General features: G+C 71.4%; 16 protein-coding genes. 11 read left to right on the forward strand and 5 right to left on the reverse strand.

Annotated elements, in window-relative coordinates; all coding sequences use genetic code 11:
* The first annotated feature begins 66 nt into the window (after positions 1 to 66).
* A complete protein-coding gene (locus KHP12_RS18900) occupies positions 67 to 1,086 on the forward strand; it encodes an alpha/beta fold hydrolase (protein WP_211833199.1) in 1,020 nt (339 codons plus the stop codon).
* A 32-nt stretch (positions 1,087 to 1,118) separates the two neighbouring features.
* Positions 1,119 to 1,862, forward strand: coding sequence for an SDR family oxidoreductase (locus KHP12_RS18905; protein WP_086885799.1), 744 nt, complete (start codon positions 1,119 to 1,121; stop codon positions 1,860 to 1,862).
* Here the strand turns inward: KHP12_RS18905 and KHP12_RS18910 are convergent.
* Both KHP12_RS18910 and KHP12_RS18915 read right to left on the reverse strand, forming a co-directional pair.
* Positions 1,843 to 2,028 carry a DUF397 domain-containing protein gene (locus KHP12_RS18910; RefSeq protein WP_211833200.1) on the reverse strand — a complete coding sequence of 62 codons (186 nt, stop codon included), beginning with the start codon at positions 2,026 to 2,028 and terminating at the stop codon, positions 1,843 to 1,845. The two genes, KHP12_RS18905 and KHP12_RS18910, sit on opposite strands and share 20 nt — an antisense overlap.
* Before the next feature lie 3 nt (positions 2,029 to 2,031).
* Positions 2,032 to 2,913, reverse strand: a complete 882-nt coding sequence (locus KHP12_RS18915) for a helix-turn-helix domain-containing protein (protein WP_211833201.1) — start codon at positions 2,911 to 2,913, stop codon at positions 2,032 to 2,034.
* A 193-nt stretch (positions 2,914 to 3,106) separates the two neighbouring features.
* Between KHP12_RS18915 and KHP12_RS18920 the strand changes: the two genes are divergently transcribed.
* The 4 genes from KHP12_RS18920 to KHP12_RS18935 all read left to right on the forward strand — a co-directional run bounded on the left by KHP12_RS18920 (position 3,107) and on the right by KHP12_RS18935 (position 6,407).
* The gene (locus KHP12_RS18920) at positions 3,107 to 3,547 is read left to right on the forward strand and encodes an ATP-binding protein (protein WP_211833202.1); all 441 of its coding nucleotides are present in this window, start codon (positions 3,107 to 3,109) and stop codon (positions 3,545 to 3,547) included.
* 54 nt (positions 3,548 to 3,601) lie between these two features.
* The gene (locus KHP12_RS18925; protein ID WP_086885395.1) at positions 3,602 to 4,210 is read left to right on the forward strand and encodes an acyl-CoA-like ligand-binding transcription factor; all 609 of its coding nucleotides are present in this window, start codon (positions 3,602 to 3,604) and stop codon (positions 4,208 to 4,210) included.
* Between the two features lie 34 nt (positions 4,211 to 4,244).
* Positions 4,245 to 5,699, forward strand: a complete 1,455-nt coding sequence (locus KHP12_RS18930) for an FAD-dependent monooxygenase (RefSeq protein ID WP_211833203.1) — start codon at positions 4,245 to 4,247, stop codon at positions 5,697 to 5,699.
* Positions 5,700 to 5,855: 156 nt separating this feature from the next.
* Positions 5,856 to 6,407, forward strand: a complete 552-nt coding sequence (locus KHP12_RS18935) for a TIGR03086 family metal-binding protein (protein WP_308289447.1) — start codon at positions 5,856 to 5,858, stop codon at positions 6,405 to 6,407.
* 10 nt (positions 6,408 to 6,417) lie between these two features.
* On the opposite strand, the gene KHP12_RS18940 is transcribed toward KHP12_RS18935, so the two are convergent.
* Complete coding sequence (locus KHP12_RS18940) at positions 6,418 to 7,203, reverse strand: methyltransferase domain-containing protein (RefSeq protein ID WP_244203494.1); 786 nt, start codon at positions 7,201 to 7,203, stop codon at positions 6,418 to 6,420.
* Between the two features lie 156 nt (positions 7,204 to 7,359).
* On the opposite strand from KHP12_RS18940, the gene KHP12_RS18945 reads away from it, so the two are divergent.
* From KHP12_RS18945 to KHP12_RS18965, 5 genes are all read left to right on the forward strand, one after another.
* Complete coding sequence (locus tag KHP12_RS18945; RefSeq protein WP_086886389.1) at positions 7,360 to 9,492, forward strand: bifunctional polysaccharide deacetylase/glycosyltransferase family 2 protein; 2,133 nt, start codon at positions 7,360 to 7,362, stop codon at positions 9,490 to 9,492.
* Positions 9,493 to 9,655: 163 nt separating this feature from the next.
* Positions 9,656 to 10,972 carry an LCP family protein gene (locus tag KHP12_RS18950; RefSeq protein WP_210609874.1) on the forward strand — a complete coding sequence of 439 codons (1,317 nt, stop codon included), beginning with the start codon at positions 9,656 to 9,658 and terminating at the stop codon, positions 10,970 to 10,972.
* Between the two features lie 100 nt (positions 10,973 to 11,072).
* Positions 11,073 to 11,969: a carbohydrate ABC transporter permease gene (locus KHP12_RS18955; protein WP_372455206.1), complete on the forward strand. Its 897-nt coding sequence runs from the start codon at positions 11,073 to 11,075 to the stop codon at positions 11,967 to 11,969.
* Between the two features lie 69 nt (positions 11,970 to 12,038).
* On the forward strand, positions 12,039 to 12,473 hold the full coding sequence (locus tag KHP12_RS18960; RefSeq protein ID WP_211833204.1) for an effector-associated constant component EACC1: 435 nt from the start codon (positions 12,039 to 12,041) through the stop codon (positions 12,471 to 12,473).
* Positions 12,436 to 16,749, forward strand: a complete 4,314-nt coding sequence (locus tag KHP12_RS18965; protein ID WP_167442736.1) for a caspase, EACC1-associated type — start codon at positions 12,436 to 12,438, stop codon at positions 16,747 to 16,749. The genes KHP12_RS18960 and KHP12_RS18965 overlap by 38 nt, the downstream gene beginning before the upstream one ends.
* 6 nt (positions 16,750 to 16,755) lie before the next feature.
* Here KHP12_RS18965 and KHP12_RS18970 read toward each other — a convergent pair whose 3' ends face one another.
* Together KHP12_RS18970 and KHP12_RS18975 are read right to left on the reverse strand one after the other, a co-directional pair.
* Positions 16,756 to 18,015 carry a hypothetical protein gene (locus KHP12_RS18970; protein ID WP_211833205.1) on the reverse strand — a complete coding sequence of 420 codons (1,260 nt, stop codon included), beginning with the start codon at positions 18,013 to 18,015 and terminating at the stop codon, positions 16,756 to 16,758.
* Positions 18,006 to 19,322 (reverse strand): hypothetical protein, encoded by a 1,317-nt coding sequence (locus KHP12_RS18975; protein ID WP_211833206.1) that lies wholly within the window; start codon positions 19,320 to 19,322, stop codon positions 18,006 to 18,008. The genes KHP12_RS18970 and KHP12_RS18975 overlap by 10 nt, the downstream gene beginning before the upstream one ends.
* Positions 19,323 to 19,555: the final 233 nt, after the last annotated feature.

Raw genomic sequence — 19,555 nt, forward strand, 5'->3', positions numbered from 1 at the left:
GCGCTGGGCGCACCCGCGCGAGGGTGAGAAGACCGGCCCGAACCAAGCCCTCCGGAGGAAACGTCGATGGACCATGAGTGGCGCTACACCGAGTTGCCCATGCGGGCACGGCAGGCCATCGAGAGCTTCGTTCCGCCCGACGCCCTCGTGGCCCAACGCCTTGAGCGCTACGCCGATGTGCGGCCCCGCCCCGCGGATCACGACGGGGACACCGAGAAGCTCGACGGGGCCGTGTTCACCCACCACTTCGAGGACGTCCCGGGCGACCACGAAACGGTCCGGTGGCACTACGTGGAGACCGGGACGGGGGCCGGGGAGCCCGTGGTGTTCCTGCACGGGATGCCCGACTCATGGTTCCTGTGGCACCACCAGATGGCCGCGCTGTCGGACTCGTACCGCTGTATAGCGATCGACCTCAAAGGCTATGGGCAGTCGGAGAAGGGACGAGGCGACTACCGGCACTCCGGCGCGGCCGGGCAACTCGTCGCGCTGCTCGACGCGATCGGGGTGGATCAGTTTATTTTGGTCACCCACGACCGGGGCACCGTACAGGGCGACCACATCGCCGCCACCCATCCCGGGCGAGTCCGCCACTACGTGCGCGGCGAGCAGCACCTCCACCACTTCCACCCCGACCTCGCCCCGCAGGACGACCTCCTCGCCGAGGCACCGTGGAGCGGGCTGATGGAGGACCCGAAACGGTTCGTCGTCTGGGCGTACGCCTCCGTCGGGAATCTGCCGGTGGCCGACGAGGACATGCGCCGCGTCATCCAGGAGTACTCGTATCCCGGGATCACCCGCGCCGTCCCGCGCTACAACATGGCCTCCACCTTCCGGAAGGAGTGGAGCGAGCGGCGCACCGACCTGATCCCGCGGTGGCGCGCTCCGGTGACCCTGATGCAGGGCCGGGACTCACGCAGCCAGCCCCGCGAGTTCTACGCCGACGCCGCCGAGCACATTCCCCATGCGGCCGGCGTCGAGGTCCGCTACGTCACCGGGGGGCACTTCTGGCCCCTGGAGAGCCCCGAGGAGACCAGCGCCATCCTGCGCGAGGTACTCCGCGTCCGACGATCACCGGCGTCCTGATCCTCGCCCCTGACCCTCATGGAAGGACAGCCATGGATCTCATGCTCACAGGCCGGACCGCGATCGTCTGCGGCGCCTCGTCCGGGCTGGGGCTGGCCATAGCGGAACGCCTGTCCGGCGAGGGCGCCAACGTCGTCGCCGTCGCCCGGCGCCGGGAGAGCCTGGAGTCGGAGGCGCTGCGTATCGGCGCCGTTCCCCTGGTCGCCGACCTCTCCGAGGAGGGCGCGGCGGGCCGGGTCGTCGAGCACACCGTCAGCCGCTTCGGCGGTCTCGACATCCTGGTGTGGAACACGGGAGGGCCGCGTCCGGGCAGCGCGCTGGAGATCGACGAGCACGCGGCGCACGACGCGTTCCGCACCCTGCTGCTGCCCCTGGTCCGTATGGTCGGCGCCGTCGTACCCCACCTACGGCGCAGCCCGTACGGCCGGATCGTCGCGGTGACGACGACCACGGTGAAGGAGCCGACGTCCCTGGTCGCGCTGTCCAACCTGATCCGCCCCGGGCTGACCGGATACCTGAAGACTCTGGCCAACGAACTGGCGCCGGACGGAATCGCGGTCAACTGCGTGGCGCCCGGCCGGATTCTGACGTCCCGAGTCCACGAGCTCTACCCGGACGGCGTGCCTGCCGACGCCACGGACGACATCCCCATGGGGCGGTTCGGCACACCGGACGAACTCGCGGCCGTCGTCTGCTTCCTCGCCACGCCGTTGGCCTCGTACGTCACGGGCACCACGATCGCCGTGGACGGCGGCCTCACCCGTTCGATGCTCTGAGGGCACGCTGGAAGTCCGCCCAGGCGGCGGGGGTGAACCGGAGTATTCGACCCTCCGGGTCCTTGGAGTCGCGTACGGCCACGGCGCCGGGCACGTTCGTGGCCACTTCCACGCACTCTTCCTCTCCGCCGCTGTAGCTCGACTTACGGAAGACGAAGGTTGTCACAGCTCACAGTCCTTTGATGAGTGCCCCGATGAAGGCTCGGGACTCGGCTTCGGGCAACGCGCCCCGCGCAGTCTCCTCGAACAGTCTTACGTGCTGCGCTGCGCCGTCGCCACCCTCGACCCACGTGGTGGAGAACGCCAATTCCAGGAACACCACGTCCATGGCGCCTGGCTCGGCGAACGAGAGAACGTTGAAGGAGCCCGCGAGCGCTCGCGTCATCCCGGTGCCAAAGGGGAGCACCTGAATCGTGATGTTGGGGCGCTCGCTCCAGTCGAGGAGGCTCTCCAACTGCTTCCGCAGCATCTGGGGCTCGGCTACGGGTGCACGCAGCGCCGCCTCCGAGATGACGGCCCAGAGGGAGAGCGGCTTGTCCCCGGAAAGCCTCTGCTGACGAGCAGCTCTGGAGGCGACGAACGCCTCGACCTGATCGGGTTGCTCATCCGGAACCCACTCACGTCGCAACGTCCGAATGTATTCCGGGGTCTGGAGCAGGCCAGGAATGAGCGACACCTGCCACGCCTTGACAGCCGTGGCCGCGTTCTCAAGCGGCACGTACTCCCTCATCGTCCTCGTAAGGGCGACGTCATTCCACCAGCCCTTCGCCTTGCGGCGTTCGCGGTCGATACGCGCCAGCTCCAGCAGCGCACCCACCGTCGCAGGGTCGTTGGCGCCGTACAACGCACACAGGGCGCGGATGTCCGGGTCCCGGATGGGAACCCACCCGCCCTCCATCTTCGCGACCTTGCCCGTCGAAGCGCTGAGCGCCTTCGCCGCGTGCGTCTGCGTCAGGCCCGCTCTGGTCCGGAGGCTCATCAGCTCGGCGCCCAGTCTCCTCCCCAAGACGCTTGACGTGCTGTTCCCTTGGGTGGACTGACCCTCTGTCACCGCACACCTCTCCTCCGTGATGTGACGCCAGTCTGGAGCGTAGCGGGGCGTCCCGCAAGCGAGATCGGTTGAATTTTCCTCAGTGGAGTTGAACCGATCACCATCGCGGGGCTACGGTCCGTAATGAACCGCTCGCACAGGGACGTCAGTTGGCGGACGGACTCCGCCCTGCCCTGCCCACTGGAGGTACGCGATGGCATTCGCGCCCCAAGACCCCCGGATTCCGGACCCCAGCGACCCCGTCATCAACGAGGGTCGCGTCGACTACGTCCCGACACCGATAAGCGTGACCAGGGCCCGCCGGCACGCCACCCGACTGATCTCCGAGTGGGGGCACCCCGCACTCGCCGACGACACGGCGCTCATCGTGTCGGAGCTGGCCACCAACGCCTTACGGCACGGGCACGTACCCGGGCGGCTCTTCCGCGTCGAGCTCACGCTCACCAAAACCCGCCTGCGGATCGCCGTATCCGACCCCCGGGGCGAGCGACTCCCCCGCCCCCGCCGCCCGTCGCCCCGCGACAAGCACGGCCGCGGCCTGCTCATCGTCCGCGCCCTCGCCCACCGCTGGGGCGTCCGCGAACGCACCGCCGGCAAGGAGATCTGGGCCGAGCTGGACCTGACGGCAATCTAAAACTTGCGCGCCCCGCAAATGTGCGGGGCACGCACATTTTGCTACGCTCACCACATGGGACTGCGAGAGCGGAAGAAGGCCCAGACGCATGCCGCGCTCAGCTGGGCCGCCGTGCGGCTGACCGTGGAGCGTGGGTTCGACAAGGTCAAGGTGGAGGACATCGCCGAGGCCGCAGGGGTCTCGCCGCGTACGTTCAACAACTACTTCTCGAGCAAGGCCGAGGCGATCGCGTTCCGCCACCTCGACCGCTGTCTGCGCGTCGCGGACGAGGTGCGCGAACGGCCGGGCGAGCCGCTGTGGGACGCGATCACCGGCTCCGTGCTGCGGCAGTTCGCACCGGACGCGGAGGCGATCGCCCATCCGCCCGTCGCCGACGCGGCGCAGTGGACGGAGGGGGTGCGGGTGATGATCGCGGAACCGGCACTCCGGGGCGAGATGTTGCGGGCCGGGGCCACCGCCGAGGCCGAGATCGCGGCGGCCGTCGCGGAACGTACCGGCGGCGACCTGGAGCAGGACCTGTATCCGCACCTGGTCGCTTCGGCGGTCATGGGCGCGGTCAACACCGCCATCGCCCACCATCTCCGCACCGACGCGGCCGTGCCGGTGAGCCGACTGCTCACGGACGCCCTCGCCCGGATCGCGGCGGGGCTTTCCACCCCGTAAGGCCACTCAACCCACCTGCCCCGAAGGGGAATTCATGATCGAGGTCGTCATCGCAGGCGCCGGGCCCAACGGCCTGATGCTCGCCTGCGAACTCGCCCTGTCCGGTGTGCGCCCGGTCGTCCTGGAGCGCCTCACCGAACCAACCGATACGCAGCGCGCGAACGGCCTCGTGGGCCAAGTCATCCGCATGCTCGACCGGCGCGGACTGTACGAGCGGCTGACCGCTCCCGGCACCACCCCCGAACCGGCGCCCCGCTTCACCTTCGGCGCGTTCCCGCTCCACCTGGGCGACCTGCCGGACAACCCGCTCTACACGCTCCTGGTGCCGCAGCTCCGGATCGAGCGCATGCTCGCCGAGCGCGCGGCGGAGCTGGGCGTCGACATCCGGCGCGGCCACGAGGTCATCGGCCTGACGCAGGGCGAGAAGTCGGTGACGGTCGAGCTGCCCGAACAGGCCCCGATCGAGGCGGAGTTCGTGGTCGGCGCCGACGGCGGGCGCAGCGCGGTCCGTAAGCTCGCCGGGATCGACTTCCCCGGCGTGACGACGGACGACTCGGTGTCGCGCACCGGACATGTGGGCGTGTCCCCGGACGCGATCGGTGCCGATGGCGGCCTGACCGTGCCCGGTTTCGGCGTCATACCGCCGTACCAGCATCTGCGGACCGAGCAGGGTCTGATCGCCTGGGCGCCGTCCCCGGACGGTGCCCACAAGCTGACCACCGTGGAATGGGGGCAGCCGGCCGAGGGCGAGGCATCGCTTGACGAGCTGCGGGCCAGCGCCCGCCGGGTGCTCGGCGCGGGCATCGCCCTCTCCCCGCCGACCGGGCCCGGACCCCATCTGATGAGGCGGCTGTTCGGCGGCAACACCCGCATCGCCGAGCGATACCGCGCGGGCCGCGTCCTGCTGCTCGGCGACGCCGCGCATGTGCACTCGGCGATCGGCGGTCCGGGGCTCAACCTGGGCCTCCAGGACGCGGTGAACCTCGGCTGGAAGCTGGCCGCCGAGGTGCGCGGCCACGCGGCGGAGGGGCTGCTCGACACGTACGAGTCGGAGCGGCACCCGGCGGCGCGGCGGGTCGCCATGCACACCCAGGCGCAGTCGCTGCTGACCCGGCCGGGCGGCGATGTGACGGCGCTGCGCGAGCTGTTCGGCGAACTGCTGGACCAGCCCACGACCCGGCGGCACCTCGCGGGGCTGCTCTCCGGCGCGGACATCACCTACGCCATGGGCCCGGCGACCGGCCCCCTCGTCGGCCACTGGGCACCCGACCTCCCGGGCCTCCGCGACCTGACCCGCACCGCCCGCCCCCTCCTGCTGGACCCCACCGGCACCCTCGACCCGGGCCCCTGGTCACCCCGCGTCGACACCGCGACCGTCCCCGGCCTCGACACCGCCCTGCTGCTCCGCCCCGACTGCTACATCGCCTGGCAGGGCACCACGAACGACGGTCTCCACGAGGCCCTGGCCACCTGGTTCCGGGCCGCCTGAGGCCGCCGCGGCTCCCGGTGCCGCGACCTCGACGTCCGATACCCGCCGGACCTGGCCGCCCGCGGCGAGCATGCTGGCCCCATGGTCAACGCATGGGAAGGGCTCATCGATCGGTTCCTCGGGGCCGGCGCCGAGTTCGAACGGAAGTTGCGAGCAGTGCGATCCGAACAGTGGTCCTGGCCGACTCCCTGCGCGGAGTGGAACGTACGGCAGCTGGTCAACCATATGACTCGCGGAAACCTCAATTACGTGGGTCTGCTGCACGGCGGCGCCGCCGACGATTTCCTGCGGCTGCGGGACGCCGACGCGCTGGGCACGGATCCGGTCGGCGCGTACGCCCGGTCCGTCCGGGAGTGTGCCCAAGCGTTCGGCGAGACCGGTGCTCTTCAGCGGATTCTGGACTATCCCCTGGGTCCGGTGACCGGCCGGCAGGCGCTTGCCGTGAGAATCACGGACAGCACTGTCCACACGTGGGATCTCGCACGGGCCGTCAACGTGGACGACACCCTCGATGAGGGCCTCGTGGCATGGATCGACGAACATCTCGAGGAGATCTACGCCGGCCTGGCTGAAACGCCCACCGCCGCCGAAACCACTCACCGGTTCTTCGCCGCTCCCGAGGGCGTGCTCGCTCATGACGCCTCCCCACAGACGCGACTGCTGCACCGAATGGGGAGGACGCCCGAGACGCCCGTACGAGATCGGTGAACCCGGTCGGCTACGCCTCCGCCACCACCACGTACAGCGTCGCCGAGGCGAAGAACGGGCCGTGGGCCAGGTGGTCCAGCCACTCGGCCGCCTGGGCCTCGGTGAAGTCTCCGGCCGCGACGGCACGGCGGGTGGTGCGTTCGAATCCGAAGACCCGGTCCGCCGCGCGGACATCGCGGAAGACCTGGGTGGCCGGGATGACCTCCGGCACCCGGAACCCGGCATCCGTGGCGAACCGGGCGAGCTGGCGGCCGATGGCGGCGTTGCGGATCACCCGCTCGGTGACGTGGCGGGTGTAGGCGCGGGAGAGCGCCGGGTCGGGGTGGTCGACGACGAGGGTGTCCCAGTCGGGCTCGGCCATCACCAGCCGCCCGCCAGGGCGCAGGACCCGGTGGAACTCGGCGAGGGCGCGGGCCGGTGCGTCCACCCACTGCAACACGCGGTCGGTGCGGGCGCGGTCCACCGAGGCGTCGTCCAGGGGGAGGGCGTGGACATCGGCCCGCCGCAGCTCGACGCCCGGACGCGCGGCGGTGCGCGCCGCCGCCGCGTCCAGCATCTCCTGGTCGCGGTCGACCCCGATGACCGTACCGCCGGGGGCCACCGCCTCGGCGAGGGCCGGGAGATCGGCGCCCGGGCCGCAGCCCGCGTCCAGGACGGCCAGCCCGGCCCGGAGGTCGAGGGCGTCCAGCATCCGCGCCTTGTAGTCACGCCCCGCGTCACTCACGGCGAACCGGGTGAGGTAGTCGGCGGACGCGGGCCTGGTGGTCTCGAAGACGGAGGAAACGGGAGAGGTCACCACGTCAGTCAAGCAGAGCCGCCCCCGCGGAGGCGGGCCTTCCGCGTGCCCACTACGCGATCCGGCCACGCGGTGGGGAGCGTCCCGGGAATTCTTATCCATTCACGCTGCTTCACCGGATCCGCCGCGCACCCGACAACTACGGTGCGACCAACCATGTTTGAGGGCAACCGGTCGAAAAAACGCCAGGAACCACACCACCTGTCCCGGGGAGGTCGGCACAAGGCGGCCCGTGATCCGCGCGCGCACTGGCTGCTCCTTCTCCTCGTCCTTCCGGCCATGTTCGGCCTGCTGATGTTCCAGGGCTGGACCAACCACGAGGTCGACGCGGCGAAGTCACGGCGGCCGTGCACCAGCCCGGTGCCGCGGGCGCTGGCCGACGGCGGGCCGGTGGTGCAGATCAACGGGGGCCGGGTGCGGACCGTGGGCATGCCCGCCGGGACGGTGGCGCTGACCTACGACGGCGGTCCTGACCCCGTCCAGACGCCGCGGCTGCTGGACCTGTTGCGCCGGTACGACGCGCGGGCCACGTTCTTCGTCTCCGGCGCCAAGGCGGCCCAGTACCCCGACCTCGTACGCCGGATCCGCGCCGAGGGCCATGAGATCGGGTCGAACACCTACACCGGCGCCGACATGGGCACGGCGTCCGCCAGCCGCTCCCGGATGGAGCTGTCGCTGACCGAGTCGGCGCTGGCGGGGTCCGTGGGGGTCCAGCCGAGGCTGCTGCGGCTGCCGCTGACCACCGATGTGGACACGCTGTGCGGCGACGAGTGGCAGGCGGCGCGGCGCGTGGCCGCGGAGGGCTATGCGCTGGTGGCCGCCGACCGGTCGGGCACGAAGCCCTCGCAGGGAATGGTCCGGCAGTTCAGCCAGACGGACACCGCGTACCAGGAGACGGAGAAGCTGCTCAAGGACCCGCGCGCCAAGAAGTTCACCACCGTGACCGGCGGGCTCGGCGTGCCCCCGGTCGACGTCCCGGTCTCCGGCCTGGAGCGCTGGGAGGGCAAGGCGCTGATCTGGGTCGCGGCCATCGGCCGGGGCTTTGTGTCCACCATGACGTGGGTGCTGGGGATCGCGGGGGCGCTGGGGGTGCTGCGGCTGCTGATGCTCGTGCTGTTCGCGCGTACCCACGTCCGGCGGCTCACCCGCTTCCGGCCCGGCGCGCCCTCGCTGCGCGAGGTCAACGAGCCGGTGACGGTGCTCATCCCCGCGTACAACGAGGAGGCGGGCATCGAGGCCACCATCCGCTCGCTGCTCGCCTCCACCCATCAGCGGCTGCAAATCGTCGTGATCGACGACGGCTCGACGGACCGTACGGCCGACATCGCCGCGAGCGTCAACGACCGCCGGGTGCTGGTGGTCCGGCAGCCCAACGCGGGCAAGGCGGCCGCCCTCAACACCGGTCTGGCGCACACCAAGCACGACATCGTGGTGATGGTCGACGCCGACACCGTCTTCGAACCGGACGCCATCCACCAGCTCATCCAGCCGCTCGCCCACCCGGCCATCGGCGCGGTCAGCGGCAACACCAAGGTGGGCAACCGGCGCAGTCTGCTCGGCAGGTGGCAGCACCTGGAGTACGTCTTCGGGTTCAACCTCGACCGGCGGATGTTCGAGGTGCTGGAGTGCATGCCGACCGTGCCCGGTGCCATCGGGGCCTTCCGGCGGGACGCTGTGATGGGCGTCGGCGGGGTCAGCGAGGACACCCTCGCCGAGGACACCGACCTCACCATGGCGCTGTGGCGGGCGGGCTGGCGGGTGGTGTACGAGGAGACCGCCGTGGCCTGGACCGAGGTGCCCACCTCGCTGCGCCAGCTGTGGCGGCAGCGGTACCGCTGGGGGTACGGCACGCTCCAGGCCATGTGGAAGCACCGCCGCGCGGTGATCTCCCTGGGCTCGGTGGGGCGGTTCGGCCGCCGGGGGCTCAGCTATCTCACGCTCTTCCAGGTGCTGCTGCCGCTACTGGCGCCCGTGATCGACCTGTTCGCCCTGTACGGCGCGCTCTTCCTCGACCCGGCGGAGGCGGCCGGGGTGTGGTTCGGCTATCTCACCATCCAGGTGGTCTGCGCCGGGTACGCGCTGCGGCTGGACGGGGAGCGGATGCGGGCGCTGTGGTCGCTGCCGTTCCAGCTCTTCGTCTACCGGCAGCTGATGTATCTGGTGGTCATCCAGTCCGTGGTCGCCCTCCTGCTCGGGACGCGGCTGCGGTGGCACCGTATCCAGCGCTCCGGGACGGCCGCGCAGGCGCTCGGCGAGGCACCCGCGCACCGGAGCCTGACATCGAGGTGACGTACGGAAACGTGACGCACGGAGAGGGAGAGTGGCGTACGGCGGGGCGCCGTACGACGGGGTGACGTACGGCGACCGGGTTCGCGTTCAACGCGGCGCCGAAGTTGTCATACCTCAATGAACGGACGGCGGGCGCCTCCGGCCGCTGGGCAGACTGCCGCACATGAGCGATCGGTTGGACGGGTGGGCCGCCGGGGACCCGCCGTCGGCGCGGGCCTGGGAGATCTCGACGGCGGACACGCAGAGCATCCCCGTGCAGGGGGCCCAGGGCATGCCGCCGGCAGGACCTCAGGGTGTCCCCGCGCAGGGGCCGTCCGCGCCACCGGGTGTCCCCGCGCCTCATGGTGTCCACGCGTCCCATGGCGTCCCCACCAAACCGGCCCCCTACCGGACGGGCGACGAGACCCGCACCCCAGAGCCCGATCCCGACCCCATACCCCCACCCGCGCCCACTCCCACCGTCCGGCGCCGCGCCCCCAAGGAGCCGCTCAGCCGGCGCCGCCGAATCGTCCGGCTGGCCGTCGTGGCCGTCTCCGCGCTGCTCCTCGCCTCCGGCAGCGCCTACGTCTGGGCCGACACCCAGCTCAACCGCGACGTCGACCTCGGCAGGGCACCGGACCGCCCACCGCCCGGCAAGGGCACCAACTACCTCATCGTGGGCTCCGACAGCCGGGAGGGCCTCTCCGAGGAGGCCAGGAAGAGCCTGCGCACCGGCTCGGCCGAGGGCCGCCGCACCGACTCGATGATGGTGCTGCACACCGGCTCCAACGGCACCACGATGATGAGCCTGCCGCGCGACTCCTGGGTGAACATCCCCGGCTTCGTCCGCCCCGAGACCGGCAGGCGCTACAACCCGTCCCAGAACAAGCTGAACGCGGCCTACTCGATGGGCGGCCCCGATCTGCTCGTCTCGACCATCGAGCGCAACACGGGACTGCGCATCGACCACTACGCGGAGATCGGCTTCTCCGGGTTCGTGGACGTCGTGGACGCGGTCGGCGGGGTGCGGATGTGTGTGGACCGGGACATCAAGGACCCCAAGTCCGGGCTTGACCTGAAGAAGGGCTGCCACACCCTCGACGGCGCCAAGGCGCTCGCGTTCGTCCGCCAGCGCAAGCAGGAGGCCAAGGGCGACCTGGGCCGCACCCAGAACCAGCAGAAGTTCCTGGCCGCGCTCGCCAAAAAGGCCGCCACACCGGGCGTCCTGGCCAACCCGTTCGCGGCCTTCCCGACCGTACGCGCGGGTCTGGACACGCTCATCGTGGACAAGGACATGGGCCTGCCGACCCTGATGTCGCTGTTCGAGGCGGTGAAGGGCGTCACCTCGGGCAACGGCAAACAGCTCAACGTCCCGGTGTCCAACACCAACCTCCGGACCTCCAAGGGCAGCGCGGTGCAGTGGAACGTCACGCAGGCGAGGCGCCTGTTCGACCAGCTGCGGAACGACCAGCCGGTGACGATCGCCCCACCGACCCCGTAAGGACCGAACCGCGCACGCGTCTTCCCCAAGCCGCGTGGCAACCGGTTTCATGGACGGACGCTGATCGACTGCGCTCGCAAGCGCGCGAGGAGGTCCGAGGTTGTCCGCGCTCTCCGCCCGCACCGCCCGCCCCTGGCCCCGCTCCGCCAAGAGCCGCACCGGCGGCCCCCGCTGGTCCCCCCGGCTGCGCCGCCGGCTGGCCGCCGACGCCGCGCTGCTGGTCATCGCCGCCGCGTTCCTGCTCCCGCTCGCCTGGCTGGTCCTGGCCTCGATCGACAACGATGCCACCCTGCGGGTCTCGGCGCCCGGCTCGCCCACGATGGACAACTTCTCGGCGGTGTGGACGGACGAGATCACCTTCACGCCGATGCTCAACAGCCTGCTCCTGTGCGGCGGCGCCACCGTCCTGACCGTTGCCTGCGCGGCCCTCGCCGCCTATCCCCTCTCCCGCTTCCGCTCCCGCGTCGTACGCCCGTATCTGCTGACGGTGCTCTTCACCACCTGTCTGCCGATCACCGCGATCATGGTTCCGGTCTACGGACTCTTCGTCCAGGTGGACCTCATCGACACCATGTCCGGCACGGCCCTCTTCCTCGCCGCCTCCCAACTCCCGTTCGCCATCTGGCTGATGAAGAACTTCATGGACGGCGTGCCGGTGATCCTGGAGGAGGCGGCGTGGACCGACGGCGCGTCCTGGCTACAGAGCCTGACCCGGGTGATCCTGCCGCTGATGGGGCCGGGCATCACGGTCGTGATGATCTACAGCTTCATCATGATGTGGGGCAACTTCTTCGTCCCCTTCATGCTGCTGCTCTCCCCCGAGCAGCTCCCGGCGTCCGTCTCGATCTTCACCTTCTTCGGCAACTACGGCCAGGTGGTCTACGGCCAGCTGGCCGCCTTCTCGATCCTCTACTCCACGCCCGTGCTCCTGCTCTACATCCTGATCTCCCGCCGCCTGGGCGGCGGCTTCGCCCTGGGCGGCGCCGTCAAGGGATGACGGATCCGTGAGAAAATCCACCGCTACGGCCTGTGGTGGCAGGGGAGTTGGACGGGCGAGGGGGCGCAGGTGGAGTTCCGCATCGGCACAGAGGACCGGACCGAGGACCAGGGCGACGACGGCGAGGCGCTGCTGTCGCTGTACCGGTGGCTCTACGGGGACGAGGCGCTGGAGCGTACGACCGAGGTCGAGCTGCGGGAGGCGCCACCGGAGGAAGGCGCCATGGGCGGCGCCTGGGACGTGGTGAACGTCGTGCTCACCCACGCCACCGCGCTGGCCAACCTCGCGCTGGCCCTGGCCGCATGGCGTCAGAACCACCCGTCCGCGCCCCCGCTGAACGCCCACGTGAACGGGGTGACGGTCACCGTGCACACGGACGACCCGGAAGCGGTGCGCCGGCTGCTGGAGGCGCTGCACTCCCCCGACTCGGGTGCGGAGGGCGACTCCGGTGCGGAGGGCGACTCCGGTGCAGACTCCGGTGCGGACCCCGGTGCGGAGGGCTGAGGCCGTGCGGCTGCCGGACCCGGCCACCTCACGGGCGGTGCTGATCGGCGTCCACGCGTTCGAACACCTCAAGGACCTGCCCGCCGTCGAGAACAACATCAACCGGCTGTACGACGCGCTGACCGATCCGGAGCTGTGGGGGCTCCCCAAGGAGCACTGCCGGAAGATCCTCCAACCCCGCTACGGCCAAGAGGTGATCGACGCGCTCGGGCAGGCGGCCGACGAGGCGAGGGACACCCTCTTCGTCTACTACGCCGGGCACGGACTGCTCAACGAGCGAGCCACGGACGCTTCGGACCGGCTCTGTCTGGCGCTCACCGAGGCCGACCACGAGGACCGGCTGCACTGGGCACTGCGCTACCAAGAGGTCCGCGACAAAGTCCAGCAGCCGCGTCGGGCCCGGCGCAAGGTCGTGGTGCTCGACTGCTGCTTCAGCGGCCAGGCCGCCGTCGCCATGGGCCCGTCGGACCTGCATGACGAGGCCGAGATCGAGGGCGCGTACGTCCTCACCTCCTCCGGGGCCAACGCCCCGTCGTACGCCCGCGAGGGCGCGGAGCTGACCGACTTCACCGGTGAACTGCTGGCCCTGGTCGAGGGGGGCGTGGCGGGCGGGCCGGAGCTGCTCACCGTCGAGGACCTCTACCAGGGGGTCCGGCGGGCGGCCGCCCACAAGGGCCTGGCCAAGCCGCACAAGCTGGCCACCGACCAGGCCGACCGGGTCGCCCTGGTGCGCAACCGTCGCTGGGTCCCGGAGCTGCCCCCGGCCTCCCCCGCCGCCGAGGGCGCCGCGCCCGCCGGGCGGCTGAGCCGGTACGACCTGGACCGGCTGATCGAGGCCCAGAAGAAGGAGGCGGCCAGCTTCCCGTACGAGGACCTTCTGGAGGGGTTCCGCCGCCCCCGCTTCACCGAGGTCTACGTACGCCAGCAGATGACCGCCCAGGGTCTGGACGCCGAGCACCACGGCGACGGCATGCCGGAACCGTCGCGGCCCGGTGAATGGTCCCGGTCGCGGGAGCGCGAGGAGCGGCGGGCCGAGGCCGGTGCCCCGGCCCTGGAGGGCAAGCAGGACCGCCGGGTGTCCCAGTCCCTGAAGTCCGTCCTGGAGTCGCCGGAGCATCTGCTGATCACCGGTGGCCCCGGCATGGGCAAGTCGTCGCTCATCAGCCAGCTGCCCCGGGACCTGCCCAAGGACGCGGTGCCGATCCGCGTCACGGCCAAGCGCCTGGCCCCGCACGCGCTCAGCCACCAGCCCTGGCAGGAGGCGATCGCCGCCTCGGTCGAGAAGGGCATGCTCCCCGCCGGTCTCGACCGGCTCCCGGACCGGCCCGCCCCGGACGGGCGGTGGGTGATCCTCATCGACGCGCTCGACGAGGTCTCCGACATCGGGGCCCGGGACCGGCTCGTGGACTGGGTGGACGGCATTCTGGGCCCGCCACGCGACCTGCCGTTCCGGCTGATCCTCACCAGCCGCCCGCCGACCCCGGCCGACCGCGACAAGCTGATCCGCGCGGGCATGGCGCACTACACCCTGGAGCCGTTCACCGCGGACGGCCTGGAGCGCTTCGCGGCGGGGTGGTTCCACGACGCCCCGGTCCGCGGCCAGGCGGAGCGGTTCCTGGCCCAGCTCCGCGAGGGCCATCTGCTGGACGTGGCCAAGGTGCCGCTGCTCGCCACCATCGCGGCGATCGTCTTCGAGAACTCCCCGGACAAGCCGCTGCCCAAGCAGCGCTTCGACCTGTACGAGGAGTTCCTGACGCATCTGGCGGAGGGGCGCGGCAAGCGGGTGAAGGAGGGTCTGCGGACCCTCCTGGAGGACCTGCCCAACAGCGGTCGGCTGGTGGACGAGATCCGGCAGCGGCGATCCGAGCTGGGCAGGCGGCTCGCCGTGGCGGCGTCCCAGGGCGAGACGGACCTGCTGGGCCAGGCCGAGACCTGGACGCGGCAGCTCGCCAAGGAGCTGGACGTGGCCATTCCGGTCACTCCCCGGTGGCGCAAGACCCTGTTCGCGCTCGCGGAGTACACCGGTCTGGTCACCCGGGACGGGGACAACGTCCGCTTCTGGCACCTGTCGTTCGCCGAACACCTGGCGGCGGAGGTCCACGAGGCGGATCTGCCGGGGGCGTTCGACCCGGAGGCGGAGGTCTGGGGCGAGTGGCTCGACCGGATCTTCGACGGCACCGGCCAGGAGGAGGTCGCCCGGCTCGTGCTGGTCCGGCACACCCACAACCACCCGGACAGCGCCCTCCTCCCCTGGCTCCAGCAGCGGACGGATCGCCATCAGGCGCTGGTGGGCGAGTTGCTGCTGCGCGGCGCACAGGCCGCCGGGCCGGTACTCAAGACGTTCTGCACGATGCTCCGGCGCGTGCTCATCCTGTCGGCGGACGAACGCGACGACGTGCTCACCACGGCGGCGCTCCTCGGCGATCCCGAGGTCTCGGCCACACTCGTCCAGGTCATGGAGGACGACGCGGTCGCCACCACCGGCCGCGTCGTAGCGGCCCAGTTGCTCAGCGAGCGCAGCGAGGCCACGGCGCGGACCGCCGTGGACTACCTGTGGACCGTGATCGACAACCCACACATCCCGGATACGGACCGGGTGCGCGCGGCGTCCGCGGTCGCCCGGTCCCAGCACCCTTCGCGTGGCCGGGCGGCCGAGGCGCTGCTGGCGACGGCCCGTGACGACCGGATCGACTTCTCCCAACGCCGAACGGCGGCGGAGGCCCTGGCGAATCTCGGCGGCGACCGCCTCGCACAGGCGCAAGGCTGCCTGATCGACCTGATGCAGAATCCTGGTGCTTCCGCCCAGCATCTCGTGCCACTCGCGGAGACCCTCGCCAAGCTGTCCTCCGTCGCGTCCGCCGATGCCCTGTCGGCCCTGGAAACACTTGCCGAGGACCCGGCGACCACCGTCTCCAACCGGATCGACCTGCTGCGCGTCATTCCCCTGCTGGATCCTGGCCGCGGACCACGATCCCTCGATGTGCTCGAGGACCTGATGACGTCGGGCAAGGTCACCGCCGGTTCCCGGGCGAAGGCGGCCCAGACGCTGGCCGCGATCGCACCGGGCCAGAGCGATCTGGCCGTGGGCGTGCTGTGGAACCTGGTGCGGAATACCCGCCTCGACATGTACGACCGCATGGACGCGGCGGAACGGCTGGCGGATCTGGATGCCACCCATCGGGTCGAGGTGGCCGAGGAGTTGTTCCGGCTGGCGCAGTCCCCACACTGCCCCACGAACAGCAGGATCGACCCGACGGTGAAGTCCGCTTCGCTGGCACCCCGGACACGGGACCGCTGTCTGGCGCTGCTCGCCTCGATCGCGGCCGATCCCGCGCACGACTGGGACGAGCGGCTTCGCGCGGTCTCGAACCTGAGCGAGATGGACCCGCAGAACCTGGAACAGGTGGTCCCCGTTCTGGAGGACGCCCTGAGTGCGCCGGGGGTGAGGCCCCGCGAACGGGCGAAGGCCGCCGACTACCTCGGAAGGCTCAGTGACGCCCACCGAACGCGTGTCGTCGGCATCCTGCTCGAACGCATGTCGTCAGCGGAGTCGGGACTCAAGGAATCCTGGGAGCTCGCCGAGACGTTGGCGCTGCTCGCTCCGGAGCACACCGAGGAGGCGGAGGCGGCCCTCACCCGGGCATTGGAGTCCCCCTTCCTCGGCGCGAGCGAGCGCGAGGAAGCCGCGCGTTCCCTCGTCCGCGTCGCACCGCACACACAGCCCCGCGTCGTCGAAACGCTGCTGAGCCAGGCAGCCGCGGAGCCGGACGCGTTCTACGTGTGGTGGATGGCCACCTCCGCGGTCGAAATCGACCCGGGTCAGCGCGAAGCCGCGGCCCGCATCCTGCGGTCCCGGCTGACCGGGCTCGCCGCGCGTTCGGACGGAAACCGCTGGGCCGCGAGGGGACTGACGGAGTTGGGCGGTGCCCAGGAGCGCGCCGAACTCATCCGCCTCTTTCAGGCCCGGGTCACCGAGGCCACCACTACCGAGGTACGTCTGGCGGCGGCGGACGACCTCGCGACGATCGACCCCAGGGCGCTGGAAGCCGTGGTGGACGCCCTGGTGGCCATCGCCTCCGATGACTCGTGCCCGGCGCCGTACCGCGTCCAGGCGGCCGCCCGGATCGGCGGGATCGGCCGGGCCCATCACGAGGCGGCCCGGAGGTTCCTGGAGTCGATCGTCGCCGACGAACTCTGCGATGCGAAGGACCGGGAGAAGGCTCAGCACGAGCTCCAGAACCTCCACAACGTCCCGCCGCCCCTCGCCCCTGCCTGACCGGACTCAGCCGCCCGGCAGGGTCGGCGCGGCGCAGCCGTGGTGTTCGGCCGAGGCGGCGGCGAACGCCGCCAGCGCGGCGCGTTCGTAGGCGAGGTCGGGGCGGCGGCGGGTCTCGCCGTCGGCGGCGGCGGCGCGGATGAGGTAGAGGGCGGACTCGGTGCCGCGCGGGCAGGTGGCACCGGCCCAGTAGGCGCTCCGGCCGAGCCGCCCGGCGGGCTTCTCGGCGGGGGTCACGTTCTCGTAGTCGTAGTCCCGGGTGTACTGGGAGCGGGCGTCCTCCGCGTAGGGGCCGTAGTACGCCTCCAGCCGGTAGAGCGGTGAGCCGTCCCGGGTGCCGAGGACGCAAGCCTCGCGCGGTGCGCGGTCGCGGGCGGTCTCGCGGGCGGTGGAGACGGCGGAGCGGGAGGCGGTGGGGACGGCCGCGCAGGTGCCCTTGGCGCCGAGCAGCGGCTCGTACTCGTCCTCGTTCACCGGCAGGCCGACGGTGCGGACCGGCTTGCCCAGGCGCGCGCCGCAGCCCCAGTGGTCGTTGGCCGCCTCGGCGGTCGCGGTGGCGGTGCGGACGAAGTCGGGGCGGACGGCGGGGTCGTCGAGGGTGGCCGCGCCGCGCAGCGCGGTCTCGACGGTGATCAGCAGACTGTCGCCGCGCCGGGCGCAGTCGAGCAGTACGGCGGTGGTGGCCGTGCCGTCCTCGGCGTCGTCCAGCCGTGCGGTGTCGGTGGCGAACAGGCCGGACCAGCCGTGGCCGAGGGGGACGGGGAGCGTACGGCGGGCGGGTACGGCGGTGTAGAGGTCGTCGTATCCGTACTCGGCGCGGGGGCGGGGCGAGCCCGCGATGGAGATGGCGATGTGGCCGGTGTCCTCGGCGGTGATCCGGCAATGGACGGAGAGGGAGTTGGCCCGCCTGGCGCCGTTCCCGTCGCTCTCGCCGCTCTTGGCGTTCCCGTCGCTCTCGCCGCTCTTGGGGCTCCCGTCGCTCTTGGCGCTCTTGGGGCTCCCGTCGCTCTTGGCGCTCCCGTCGCTCCCGGAGGCCGTCTTGCCGAAGGAGCCCTCGGTGCGGTTCGTGACGTCCAGTTCGGTGTCGTCGCCGAGCACCTCGCGTACCTCGCTCACCGGAAGCACCCCGTCGCAGGCCCCCGCCAGCGCCCGGTCCTCGCTGCCCGCGAACCAGACGAACGCTCCGGTGAGGGCGGCCAGCGCCACCGCCACGGCCACCAGGGCGCGGATCTGGCGCCGGGTGAGTGCGGGTCGGGTCAGTGCCACTGCTCGACCTCCCCGAGCACCTGGGTGTCGCGGCACTTCGCGGACGCGGGCCAGCCGTCGTCGGCGTCGAGATAGCGGTCCAGGACCGTACGCGCGGCGGCGGAGAGCCTGGCGCGGTCCTTGCCGCCGATGACGGCCGTCTCGCCGTCCTCGAGCCGGATCTCGGGGAAGACGGCCACCCGGTGGTAGGTGGTGCGGCCGCCGCACACCGACCGGGCCCACAGGGCGAGTTGGGGCCGTCCGGCGTAGGAGGAGACGCGCTCCTCCTGCCGCGCACCACGATCAGCGTCCGTCTCGGAACCGGCCTCGGAGGGGCGCTCGTCGTCCTCCGCCCCCCACCCGGGCACATGGCCCTCGCGTTCGTAGGAGTCGTACGCCGACCGGCCGAGGATCCCCGACCAGCTGGCCGCCTCGACCTCGGTGACCTGCCACTGCTTCGGACGCGGGCGCTCACCGGCGTTCTTCTCCGCGTCCCACTCCCCGGCGCAGGCGCTCAGACCGGTGGACTCCTGAAGATCGCCGAGGGTGGTCCAGGAGCCGGAGGCGACACCGGGGAGCGAGGAGCCGTCGATCCACTCGCACTTGCGCAGGCCCTGGCCGGGCGCGCCATGGGTCTCGTCCGTGTCCACCACGGCGGTGGGCGTCGTGAGCGGGCCGGAGCCGCAGTGCTGGGCCTTGGTGAGGGCGTTGGCCACGTGTACGGCGGTACGGAAGCCGAGGAGCGCGGTGGCGCGGTCCGGCTTGCCGTTCCCCGCCGTGGCGTCATCTGCCGAGTCGGTCCCGTCGGTCCCGTCCGTCACCCGGGCCGTCACATACAGATCGGTCGTGGGCCGGACCCGGCCGCCGAGCCCGCCCAGGCAGTCGGCCACCAGCCACGCGCCCCGCTTCCCGTACTGGCCGGTGGTGCCCGGCGCCACGAAGGTGCCATGGCCTCCGGCCGGTTCGAGGAGGTCCCGGGTCTCGACGGCCTCGGGCACATCGGAGACCAGCGCCTCGGCGTGGACCGTGACCCCGTAGCCGTCGCCCCACGACAGCGAGCAGTCCAGCAACGAGCGGCTCTCCTGGCCGGGGGCGAGCATCGTGCCGTGCTGTCTGAGCTCGCCCGGCCGCTCGTCACGCACCAGCCGTTCGAGGTCCCCGTACGGCAGGGTGCCGTCGCATGCCTTCCTCAACTGGGCCCGGTTGGCGGCGAGATGGCCGCCGCCGCTGTCCCGGGACGCGAGGAGGGCCCCCGCGATCCCCACGACCGCCATCAGTACGACAAGGGGCGTGCGGCGCTGCCACACACGGCCCCATAAACCACGCATCCCGCCCGTAACTCCTTACATCCCCTGACCAGTTCCCCCTTGATCAGGCGGGGACAGTACCAGAGGAGCGGAACCAAGCCACACCGTGAGCTCCGCGGGCCCCACCCCACAGGCCCGTACGAAGGTCCTGTGTCCCGGCCCTGTCCGGGACTGCTCCGGAACGTGTCCCGGACACGGGTCAGCCTTGTTCACACCAGGCACTTGTTCAAGGCTGAACCTCGCCAACAGCACAC

The organism is Streptomyces asiaticus (genome assembly GCF_018138715.1).
GTDB classification, from domain to species: Bacteria; Actinomycetota; Actinomycetes; order Streptomycetales; family Streptomycetaceae; genus Streptomyces; species Streptomyces asiaticus.

What these genes read in the sequence shown, in the direction of transcription:
- KHP12_RS18900 (WP_211833199.1), top strand. Translation starts at nt 67, where the DNA reads ATGGACCATGAGTGGCGCTACACCGAGTTGCCCATGCGGGCACGGCAG.
- KHP12_RS18905 (WP_086885799.1), top strand. Translation starts at nt 1,119, where the DNA reads ATGGATCTCATGCTCACAGGCCGGACCGCGATCGTCTGCGGCGCCTCG.
- KHP12_RS18920 (WP_211833202.1), top strand. Translation starts at nt 3,107, where the DNA reads ATGGCATTCGCGCCCCAAGACCCCCGGATTCCGGACCCCAGCGACCCC.
- KHP12_RS18925 (WP_086885395.1), top strand. Translation starts at nt 3,602, where the DNA reads ATGGGACTGCGAGAGCGGAAGAAGGCCCAGACGCATGCCGCGCTCAGC.
- KHP12_RS18930 (WP_211833203.1), top strand. Translation starts at nt 4,245, where the DNA reads ATGATCGAGGTCGTCATCGCAGGCGCCGGGCCCAACGGCCTGATGCTC.
- KHP12_RS18945 (WP_086886389.1), top strand. Translation starts at nt 7,360, where the DNA reads ATGTTTGAGGGCAACCGGTCGAAAAAACGCCAGGAACCACACCACCTG.
- KHP12_RS18950 (WP_210609874.1), top strand. Translation starts at nt 9,656, where the DNA reads ATGAGCGATCGGTTGGACGGGTGGGCCGCCGGGGACCCGCCGTCGGCG.
- KHP12_RS18975 (WP_211833206.1), bottom strand. Translation starts at nt 19,322, where the DNA reads ATGCGTGGTTTATGGGGCCGTGTGTGGCAGCGCCGCACGCCCCTTGTC.